The organism is Sphingomonas sanguinis NBRC 13937, from assembly GCF_001591005.1.
GTDB lineage: Bacteria > Pseudomonadota > Alphaproteobacteria > Sphingomonadales > Sphingomonadaceae > Sphingomonas > Sphingomonas sanguinis.
The window spans coordinates 18,171-28,657 of record NZ_BCTY01000046.1 but is presented as its reverse complement, the minus strand read 5'-3'; the positions used below and the strand labels follow the sequence as shown (position 1 = coordinate 28,657).

Below are 10,487 nucleotides of genomic sequence, written 5' to 3'. Positions count from 1 at the left end.
AGTTCAAAACTTGGCTACAGGAGATCGGCACGTGTCAGGCATCACAAGGAATAAGGCACGCGGCCGGTCGCTGGTGATGGCGATCGGACTGGCGCTGACCGGTTGCTCGCCGCTCAAGACCTTTGACGCGCTGGTGCCCAAGGATGGCGGCGCGGCGCGGGTCGCTTCGGCCATTCCCTATGGCAAAGGGCCGCGCCGGATGCTGGATGTCTATGCGCCCGCGACCCGGGGCGCGGACCGTCCGGTCATCCTGTTCTTCTATGGCGGCAGCTGGAACAGCGGCACGCGTAGCGGCTATGCCTTTGTCGGGCGCGCGCTGGCGGCGCGGGGTTTTGTCGTCGTGATCCCCGATTACCGGCTGGTGCCCGAGGTCCGCTATCCCGACTTTGTCGAGGACGGCGCGGCGGCGGTGCGCTGGACCGAGGCGCATGTCCGCGATTTCGGCGGCGATCCGGGGCGTATCGTGCTGATGGGTCATTCGGCGGGGGCCTATATCGCCGCGATGCTGGCGGTCGACCGGCGTTGGCTGGGTGAGGATGCGCGGCGGGTGCGTGGCTTTGTCGGGCTCGCCGGACCCTATGATTTCGCGCCGTTCGACGTGGATGTGGCCCGTGCGGCGTTCGGCGACTGGCCGCGGCCTGAAGAGACCCAGCCCGTCACCTGGGCGGGGGCGGGCGATCCGCCCAGCTTGCTGCTGGTGGGCGCGGAGGACAAGACGGTGCAGCCGCGCAACAGCGAGGCGCTGGCCGCGAAACTGCGCGCGGGGGGTGTGGCGGCCGATCTGCGGTCCTATCCCAAGCTGGGCCATGTCGGCCTGCTGCTGGCCATCGCCCGACCCTTTCGGGGCCGTGCGCCGGTGCTCGACGATGTCGCGCGCTTCGTGACCCAGGTGACGCAGCCGACCTCCCGAAAATAAAACCTATTTCCCCGATCGGCATAAAGGGGGTGATGGCCGGTATAGAAATTCTTTGGCCATGGCGCGGGGTCTGGACTGTTACGTCGCGGGCTCCGCCGGCCTTTCGAGTGTCCGGGCGAGAAAAGAACAAGGGATTCAGGGAATGAAACAGGGTCGCATCATCGCCCTATTGGGGGTTTCGTTGCTGGCGCTCGGCGCGCAGGCCGCTGCCGCACAGACGGCCACGCCAACGGCGCAGGCGGCCCCCGCCAGCGACGCGGGCAATGCGGGTAACGAGATCATCGTCACCGGCACCCGCGCAGAGGGGCGTACCCGCCTGGACAGCGTGTCGCCCGTCGATGTGCTGAGCGGCGCCAGCCTGCAACGGCAGGGGACGACCGAACTCGCCGCCGCGCTGTCGACGGTCGCTCCTTCGATCGATTTCCCGCGTCCGTCGGCCAATGACGCCACCGATGCGATCCGCCCGGCGACGCTGCGCGGCCTGTCGCCCGACCAGACGCTGGTGCTGATCAACGGCATTCGCGGCCACACCTCCGCCAATCTCAACACCAACGGCACGGTGGGTCGCGGATCGGCGGCGGTCGACCTGAACACCATCCCCACGGTCGCGCTCGATCGGATCGAGGTGCTGCGCGACGGTGCCTCGGCGCAATATGGGTCGGACGCGATCGCCGGTGTCGTCAACCTGCGCCTGCGCGAGGCGCGCAACGGCGGTGGCGCCACGGTCACCTACGGCTTCTACAACACCGATGTGAACACCGCTGCCAACAGCCGCCACGTCAATGGCGAGCCGGTGGTCACCGCCTCGGCCTGGCAGGGTTTCGGCTTTGGCAGCGATGGCTTCGTCACCGTGTCGGGCGAATATACCAAGCGCCAGCCGACCAATCGCGCCGATATCGACCGCCGCGTGACGCCCAACCGCATCACCGGCCGTTACGGCGACCCGGAAGTCGAACAGTTCACCGGCTTCGTCAACGCGGGCACCTCGCTGACCGACAATGTCAGCCTGTACGCGTTCGGCGGCTATCAGGACCGCGACACGCGCGGCGCGGCCTTCCCGCGCAATACCAGCGCGGCGACGATCACGGCGGGTTATCCGAACGGCTTCCTGCCGATCATCAACACCAAGTCGAAGGACATCAATTCGGCGGTCGGCCTGCGTGGTGATTTTGGCGGCTATAATGTCGACCTGTCGCTCAGCTATGGCCGCAACATCGTCGATTTCCGCACGCTGAACTCGGCCAATTATGCCTATGGCGCGGCGACGCCGAAGAATTTCTATGACGGCCAGGTCGCCTATGACCAATATGTCGCCGGGCTGGACGTGACGCGCAAGTTCGACGTGTTCCAGTCGCTGAACGTCGCCTTCGGTATCGAGGGGCGGCGCGAAGGCTATAAGATCTCGCCAGGCGAGCAGGCATCCTATGGCGCGCCGGACAGCGGTGCCGTGGCGGGGGCCTCGCGCGGGGCGCAGGGCTTTGGCGGGTTCCAGCCCAAGAACGCGACCAAGCGGGCACGACGCAGCGGCAGCATCTATCTGGATGTCGAGGCGCAGATCACCGACAAGCTGTTGCTGGGCATCGCCGGGCGTGGCGAAGATTATTCGGACTTCGGCTCGACCGCGACCGGCAAGGTGTCGGCGCGCTATGACGTCACCGACTGGTTCGCGTTGCGCGGCACCGCCTCGACCGGTTTCCGCGCGCCGTCGCTGCAACAGCAATATTTCACGCAGACGGCCTCGGTCGTGACCAACGGCGTGCCGATCCAGACCGGCACCTTCCCGTCGACCGATCCGGTCGGCGTCGCGCTGGGCGGCCTGCCGCTGCGGCCCGAAAAGTCGACCAACCTGTCGGTCGGCACGGTCATCCGCGCGGGCGGGTTCGACCTGACCGTGGACGCGTATCGCATCCATATCCGTGACCAGATCGGCCTGTCGGAGAATATTCAGGCGGCGAACAATGCGCAGGTCGCCAGCCTGCTCCGACCGCTGGACGTCTCGGCGGCGCGCTTCTTCATCAACGGCCTGGCGAGCACCGCCAAGGGCATCGACGTGGTCGGCCATTACCGCGCACGCACGACAAGCGCGGGCACCTTCGACTTCACCTTGGCGGGCAACATCAACACGATCGAGGTGACGCGCGTGCCGACCTCGACCGCGACGCTGAACCCCGCGCCGACCCTGTTCGCACGCAGCCGCATCCTGACCCTGGAGGAGGGCACGCCGGGCGAGAAGATCACCGGCACGATCGACTGGTCGCTCGACCGGCTGGGCGCGCTGGCCCGGGTGACCTATTATGGCAACGTCAATCAGCCGGGCACGACGCCCGCCGCCGACGTGCTGACCGGCAACCGCGCGATCACCGATCTCGAACTGCGCTACTCCGCCCCGAAGGGCGCGCAGATCGGCATCGGCGTCAGCAACCTGTTCGACGTCTATCCGCGTGCGACGGCGCTGGCCAACAACTCGACTGGCGTGTTGGGCTTCCCCTATTTCTCGCCCTTCGGGTTCAACGGGCGCTATCTGTACGTTCGCGCCGGGCTGAACTGGTAAGCGTCCATGTCAGGCGGCGCGCAGGTCGAATCCTGCCGCCGCCATCACCCGGCCGTTGACGAGCAGTTCGATCTCGTGACGGCCGGGATGATGCCGCCGGGTGCTGAAATCGCGGATGACCTGTCGGGTCGCCAGCGAGACACAGGCCCCTGCGGCCAGGTCGAAGCTCTTCCACTTAAAGACCTTTGCCGCCGTCCGCCCGTTCGCGCGGGCATAATGGACGCGGTAATCGACGACGAGCCGCTGTTCCGATTCCGCGTTGGACGTCAGCGCCGCCGTAATCGCGATCGTCTCGCCCAGCCGGATGCTCGCCGGGGTGATCGCGAAGTCCGTGACCGTCACTGCGACATCCGCCCGCGCCCCGACGATGGCAAGCGCCGCCGGATCGCCCTGTTTGATCCGCGAGCGCAGCGCGTGGCGAATGATCCAGGCGGTGCGCGGATCGTCGCGCGACCATCCCGCCATCCGCTCGACCAGCCAGTCGGGGCGATCCTTGCCGATATCGTTCAGATGGTTCGCGACCGACTTGCGCACATACAGGCTGGGATCGGCCTTCAGCCTCTCCAGGATCGGCGCGGCGAGCGTCGGATCGTCCTTCAGCGCGGGCACCCGTGTCGCCCAGGGCAGGCGCGGCCGCGCGCCTTCGCTGGCCAGCCGCCGGACATGTTCGTTCGGATGCTCCGCCCACGTCCGCATCTGTGCCAGGACGCGCGTCGGATCGTGGGCCAGGAAGGGGCGGATGGCGAACTCCGCCGAGCCGTGGCGGGTCAGGTCGGCGAGCGCCTCCATGGACGCGTCGACATCGTGGAGCCCGTAACGCGCCACATATTCGGCCAGCGCGAAACCCTGAAACGCATGGGTCACGTGCGGGCCCATCGCGCGCAGCACCGCGAGCGCGTGCGGATAGTCACCGGGCAGCGCGCCGTGCAGCGCATCGGCGATATGCCGCACCCGCGCCATGACCGACAGCGCGTCCAGCCCCTGAGTCGCGGTATCGAGAAAGGTGGCGCGATCGAAAAGCGGCGACGCGGCCATCCCGGCATCCGCGATCACACGCAGCGCTGTGGGCCCCAGAATATCCTTCATCAGCGGGTGTGCAGCCGGCTCGTTCATATTCTGCCCATAGTTTCGTCGCATAGCGTCATCGTGACAAAGGCTGGGAGAGGCAAGGTGCGGAGCCCCATGCGTCCCTGAGCCGTTAGGAATGACCGTGACCGACCCATCTTCCGCTCCATCACAGGCCCTGGCCGCCGGGACTCCCGGCTATCGCCGCCTGACCTGGGCGATGCTGTTCGCCGGGTTCGCGACCTTTTCGACCCTTTATGCCGTGCAGCCGTTGATGCCGTTGCTCGCCGCGCATTATCGCATCAGCGCCGAGGCGTCGTCCCTGGCCGTATCCTTGGCGACCGGCCCGCTGGCCATCGGCATTCTGGTCGCGGGAGCGGTGTCGGATCGGTTGGGGCGGCGTTCCCTGATGGTCGCGGCGATGATGACCGCCGCGCTCCTGACCCTCGCGGCGGCGGTGGTGCCGGGCTGGTACGGATTCCTGGCGCTCCGTTTCCTGGCCGGGCTGGCGCTGGCCGGGGTTCCGGCGGTGGCGATGGCCTATGTCGCCGAAGAGGTGGACGCGGCCTCGATCGGCTCGGCGATGGGGCTCTATATCGCCGGAAGCGGGCTGGGCGGCATGGGCGGGCGGCTGGTCGCCAGCCTGGTCGCGGCGGTCGCCGACTGGCGATGGGCGCTGGCGGCGGTCGGCGTGGCGGGCCTGCTCCTGGCGGAGGCGTTCCGGCGGTTGGCACCGCCCTCTCGGCGGTTCGTGGCGAGCGGCGACGATTGGCTGGCGCTGCCGCGTGGGGCGGCGAGCCTGTTTCGCGATCCGGGCCTGCGGCTGCTCTATGCAGAAAGCTTCCTGTTGATGGGCGTGTTCGTGACCGTCTTCAACTATGTCGGCTTCCACCTGCTGGGCCCGCCCTATCACCTGAGCCATGCGGTCGTGGGCGCGATATTCCTGATCTATATCCTGGGGTCGATCAGCTCGCGCCTGTTCGGCGGCCTTGCGGGCAAGGCGGGGCGTCGCCGCATGTTCTGGGTTCCCGTCGCCCTGTTGATCGCGGGCGTCACACTCAGCGGTGCCGCGCCGCTGTGGATGGTGATCGTCGGGATCGCGGTCGTCACCATCGGCTTTTTCGGTGCGCATTCGATTGCCAGCGCCTGGGTCGGGCGGCGGGGCGGCGCGGCGCGCGGCCAGGCGGCGGCCTGGTATCTGTTCTTCTATTATATGGGGTCGAGCGTGCTGGGCTCGGCTGGCGGTGTCGCCTGGACCCATGCCGGATGGAGCGGCGTGGTCGCGTTCTGTCTGGTGCTGGGCGTCCTGGCCCTGCTCGGCGGGGTCCTGCTCTTGCGCGTTCGCCCGCTGGCGGAAACCGAGCAGGCGCGACCGACGGGGCCGGTCACGCCTGCCTGAGGGGGATCAGAACGAGAAGCGGACGCCCGCGTCGTAGCGGGGGCCGAAATTCTGGTAACGCAGTAGCTGATTGTCGAAGCGACCGGTGGCGAAATACTTCGCGTTGAACAGGTTCGTGCCCTCGACAAAGACCTGGGCGAAGGGGGTGATGTTCACCGCCACGCTGCCGTCGAACTGGCCGTAATCGCGCACGAACACCGGCTCGTTGCCCGGACCGCCCGCCAGCTGTTGCAGGAAGCGTTCGCGCCGGTTGTAGGCGATGCGCGCCGACACACCGAACTTTTCGTAGAACAGGGTCGCGTTCTGCGAATTGCCGATGCCTTCCGCCGCGAAGGACTGGCCGATCTGGCTGACGTCGAATTCGCGATTGGTGGTCACGAAGGTCGCGTTGGCCTGTACGCCGAAGCCGCTGAGCACGCCCGGCAGCCAGTCGAGCGTGTGGACCAGGTTCAGCTCCAGCCCCTTGATCTTCAGCGATTCCGCATTGCGCGGACGGCGCACGCTGAACTTCGCGGTATTGGGTCCGACGATCAGCCCACCGACGGGGATGTTGCCTGCATTGGCGATGGTGAACAGCTCTTCGCCAAAGGTCTGGACGATGAAGTCGTCGACCGTCTTGTGGAACACCGCCGCCGACACGGTGGTGGTCGGCGTCGGATACCATTCCAGCGATAGGTCGAAATTGGTCGCGCGATACGGCTTCAGTTCGGGATTGCCGCCGCTGGCGGTCAGCGTGGCGGGGCGCAGCGTGCCGATGTCCAGGCTGGGCGCCAGATCACCGATGGCAGGGCGTGTCAGCGTCTTATAGGCGGCAAAGCGCGCCTGCAGCTTGGGCGTCAGGTTCAGCTTGGCGTTCAGATTGGGCAGGAAGTTGCTGTACGACGACCGCTTGTTGACCGACACCGCCGCGCGGTTGTTGGCGAAGACGCCGGTATAGGTGGTCGGATCACCCGGCACCGGCAACAGGTCGGTCAGCTGCAATTGCTGCCCGGCCGACACCAGCTCGGTATATTCATACCGCCCGCCGACATTGATGAACCAGGGAAGGCCCGCGACATTGCCCTCCAGGTCCATATCGGCATAGCTGGCGAAGACCTTTTCGCGGACACGGGCCGAGGGCTGCTCGGTGACCGCATAGCCGTTGGTGCGCGCGAAGATCGCCGCCGTGGTCCCCACCGGCTGGCCGCGCGCCAGGTCGAGCGCGGTCGTCGCGGCGGTGCTGGTCAGATAGTTGAAATAGGCCTGCGGGTTATAGGTCAGGAAGGTGGTCGGCACGCTGCCGCCCTTCTGCCCCAGCGACCCGAGAGTGAAAGGCGAGAGCAGCGACGGGTCGGCCAGCGTCGGATAACCGCAATAGAGGCAGCCGATATTGGGATCGGACGAGAAGGGCACGTTGCGCTTGTCGCGCGAGGTGCCGGTCAGGCCGAAGCGCAGCGCGGTGACGATGTCCCAGCCCGGCTTCCATTCGGTGTTCCAGCGATATTCCTGGACCTTCTCGGTCACGTCGTTGCCGCTGCGCCCGGCGATATGGGTGCGGCCCAGCGCCGGGTTGGTCAGCACGCCGTTCGCATAACCCGAGGTCGAGGGAATGCCGTTTCCTTCCGCCGCGTTGAACGAATACTGCGTCGGCACGCCGATGACGGTGAAATAGGATTTGCCGCCGCCCGCATTCTTGGCCTGCGAATAGGTGGCGTCGAAGACCATGCGGACATTGTCCGCCGGGCGCCATTCGGCGTTGAACCCGGCCTCATAGGTTGTCGTCTCGCGCACCCCGCCCGAGGCGATGAAGTCGGCATTGCCGTTGGTGGTCAGCGAAGTGACGGTGCGGTTGGAGTCGATGCCCGCCGCCGTATAGCTGGTCGGCTCAAACCAGCTACCCAGACCGCGCGTCGTCGTGTCGCTCTTGAACCGGTTGTAGAGGCCGTCGACGGTGAAGGTCAGCTCGTCGGTCGGCGCATATTGCGCGACCAGCGTCGCGCCCAAGCGGGTGCGATCGTCGCGCGTCTCGTTCACGTCCTGGTTCCGCGGCGCATAGACGTTGGTGTAGAGCGGCGCGTTGTTCGGCCCCACCGAGGTGCCCGGAATATAGCCGTCGGTGCTGATCGCCCGGATCGACGCGATACGCTTCTGGTACGACAGCGAGGCGAGTAGCCCCAGCTTGCCGTCGGCAAAGGTGTCGCTGAGCAGACCGAAGAGCTGCGGCGTGACCTTCTTGCTGTTGCCCTCGTACAGCGCCTTGGCGGTGAAGACGCCCTTGAACTCCTTGAGCGCCAACGGGCGCGGCGTCTGGACGTTGATCGTCGCGCCGATGCCGCCGCCCTGAAGCGGGGCCTGCGAGCTCTTATAGACCTGCGCGCCGCTGATCAGTTCGGCGGGAATCAGGTCGAACGAGAAGGCGCGGTTGTAATTGTCCGAGGCGAAGCTGCGGCCGTTGAACAGCACCGTGTTGAAGGCTGGCCCCAGGCCGCGCACGCTGACCGATGCGCCTTCGCCATTGCTGCGGTCGATGGCGACGCCCGGAATACGCTGGAGCGACTCGGCGACATTGGCGTCGGGGAACTTGCCGAGGTCCTCGGACGAGATCGCGTCGAGAATCCCGGACGCGTCGCGCTTGATCGCGGCGGCCGATTCGATGCTGCGGCGAATGCCGGTGACCACGATATCGGAGGAAGCGCCGTCGGCACTGCTCTGGCTGGGCAGGGTGGCCGTCTGGTCGGCGGGGGGCGTCTGGCTCTGGGCTAGGGCCGGCGTTGCCGCAATAAGTGCGACAAGTGCGCAGGACAGGCCGCCGGTCCATGTCCAGCCGCGATCCTGACCAATGGCATAAACTTGCATCAATTTGCTCCCCTAAATGAACTTGGTCGCAGTCTCTGATGAACTGCTTGTCAATGCGGTGTTATTATCTATGTCTGACAAATACAAATGAAATTCAAACCGCTATGATGCGCTGTGCGGTGAGAGGAGAGGAATCGGATGACGGGTCGAGCGGAGCGGACCGATGGTCCGGTGCGACGCGTGGTCGTGGTGGGTGGCGGATCGGCGGGCTGGATCGCCGCCTGTCGGCTGGCGGCCCAGTCGCGGCGGACCGGCGGCGATGTCTGCGTCACCCTGGTCGAATCGCGCAACGTGCCCACGGTCGGGGTGGGTGAGGGGACCTGGCCGACCATGCGCAACACGCTGGCCAAGATCGGCATCAGCGAAACCGACTTCATCCGATCCTGCGATGCCGCGTTCAAACAGGGGGCTCGGTTCGTCGGCTGGACGGACGGGACGGCGGACGACGGCTATTACCACCCGCTCAATCCGCCCGCGGGCGCGACCGAGATCGATCTGGCGCCGCACTGGCTGCACCGGTCGGAGATGGGGGCGAGCTTTGCCGACTGGGTCGATTATCAGGCGATGCTGTGCGACGCAGGCTTGGCGCCCAAGTCGATCGTCGCGCCCGAATATGCGGGCCATGCCAATTATGCCTATCATCTGGACGCGGGGAAGTTCGCCACGCTGCTGCGCGACCATGGCGTCGGGCCACTGGGCGTCGAGCATGTGCTGGGCGATGTCGTGCGGGTCGCGGTCGCGGACAATGGCGATATCGCGCATCTGGAGCTGGCCGATGGCGGCACCGTGGCGGGCGATCTGTTCGTCGACTGCACGGGCTTTGCCGCGCTGCTGATCGGCGGCGTCTATGACGTGCCGTTCCGCCGGTGCGGGGACGTGCTGTTCGCCGACCGGGCCATCGCGTTGCAGGTGCCCTATGCGCAGCCGGACGACCCCATCACCTGCCACACCGTGTCGACCGCGCAGGATGCGGGCTGGATCTGGGATATCGGCCTGTGGACCCGGCGCGGTGTCGGCCATGTCTATAGCAGCGCGCATATCAGCGACGACGCGGCCGAGGCGGCGTTGCGCGCTTATGCCGGTCCCGCCGCCGAGGGACTGAACGCGCGGCGGATCACCATCGATGCCGGGCATCGGACGCGCTTCTGGCAGAACAACTGCGTCGCGGTCGGCCTGTCCGCCGGGTTTATCGAGCCGCTGGAGGCCTCCGCGCTGATGCTGATCGAGACGGCGATGGACGCGATCGCCGATCGGCTGCCGCGCACCCGCGCCGCGATGGACGTGATGGCGCGCCAGTTCAACGCGACCTTCACCCATCACTGGATGCGTATCATCGAATTCCTGAAGCTGCATTATGTCCTGACCAAGCGGACCGACACCGACTTCTGGCGCGACAATGTCGCGGCCTCCTCCATCCCCGATGGCCTGGCCGAACGGCTGGAGCTGTGGCGGCATCACTCGCCCGGCCCGCAGGATTTCACCCATGCCCGCGAGGTGTTTTCCTGGCCCAGCTATCAATATGTCCTGCACGGCATGGGGTTTGAGAGCCATCGGCCGCATGTCGACCCCGCCGCGCCCGATGCGGCGCTGGCCGAGCGTTTCGTGGCCAGGACGGCGCGTGCCAAGGACGAGCTGCGCGCGCGTGCGCCCATCCACCGCGACCTGTTGCGCGCGATCCGCGAACATGGTCTGCAGCGGGTATGACCGCTATCGTCCCGCTA

Annotated in this window: 6 protein-coding genes; 4 read left to right on the top strand and 2 right to left on the bottom strand. The window is 66.7% G+C overall.

Annotated features, from left to right (window positions below; genetic code table 11):
- A partial coding sequence (locus SSA01S_RS15375) for an alpha/beta hydrolase (protein ID WP_369691213.1) occupies nt 1–916 on the top strand: 916 nt, incomplete at its 5' end.
- A 142-nt stretch (nt 917–1,058) separates the two neighbouring features.
- A complete protein-coding gene (locus SSA01S_RS15370) occupies nt 1,059–3,467 on the top strand; it encodes a TonB-dependent receptor plug domain-containing protein (protein ID WP_061781073.1) in 2,409 nt (802 codons plus the stop codon).
- 9 nt (nt 3,468–3,476) lie between these two features.
- On the opposite strand, the gene SSA01S_RS15365 is transcribed toward SSA01S_RS15370, so the two are convergent.
- Complete coding sequence (locus SSA01S_RS15365) at nt 3,477–4,580, bottom strand: DNA alkylation repair protein (protein ID WP_061781072.1); 1,104 nt, start codon at nt 4,578–4,580, stop codon at nt 3,477–3,479.
- Nucleotides 4,581–4,677: 97 nt separating this feature from the next.
- Here SSA01S_RS15365 and SSA01S_RS15360 point away from each other — a divergent pair, with 97 nt between their 5' ends.
- Complete coding sequence (locus SSA01S_RS15360; protein WP_244885694.1) at nt 4,678–5,931, top strand: MFS transporter; 1,254 nt, start codon at nt 4,678–4,680, stop codon at nt 5,929–5,931.
- A 6-nt stretch (nt 5,932–5,937) separates the two neighbouring features.
- Here the strand turns inward: SSA01S_RS15360 and SSA01S_RS15355 are convergent, their stop codons facing one another.
- The gene (locus SSA01S_RS15355) at nt 5,938–8,766 is read right to left on the bottom strand and encodes a TonB-dependent receptor (protein ID WP_061781070.1); all 2,829 of its coding nucleotides are present in this window, start codon (nt 8,764–8,766) and stop codon (nt 5,938–5,940) included.
- A gap of 138 nt (nt 8,767–8,904) precedes the next feature.
- Between SSA01S_RS15355 and SSA01S_RS15350 the strand changes: the two genes are divergently transcribed.
- Nucleotides 8,905–10,470, top strand: a complete 1,566-nt coding sequence (locus SSA01S_RS15350) for a tryptophan halogenase family protein (protein ID WP_061781069.1) — start codon at nt 8,905–8,907, stop codon at nt 10,468–10,470.
- Nucleotides 10,471–10,487 lie beyond the last annotated feature (17 nt).

Coding starts and splice junctions, on each gene's coding strand:
- SSA01S_RS15350 (WP_061781069.1), top strand. CDS start 8,905: ATGACGGGTCGAGCGGAGCGGACCGATGGTCCGGTGCGACGCGTGGTC.
- SSA01S_RS15355 (WP_061781070.1), bottom strand. CDS start 8,766: ATGCAAGTTTATGCCATTGGTCAGGATCGCGGCTGGACATGGACCGGC.
- SSA01S_RS15370 (WP_061781073.1), top strand. CDS start 1,059: ATGAAACAGGGTCGCATCATCGCCCTATTGGGGGTTTCGTTGCTGGCG.
- SSA01S_RS15365 (WP_061781072.1), bottom strand. CDS start 4,580: ATGAACGAGCCGGCTGCACACCCGCTGATGAAGGATATTCTGGGGCCC.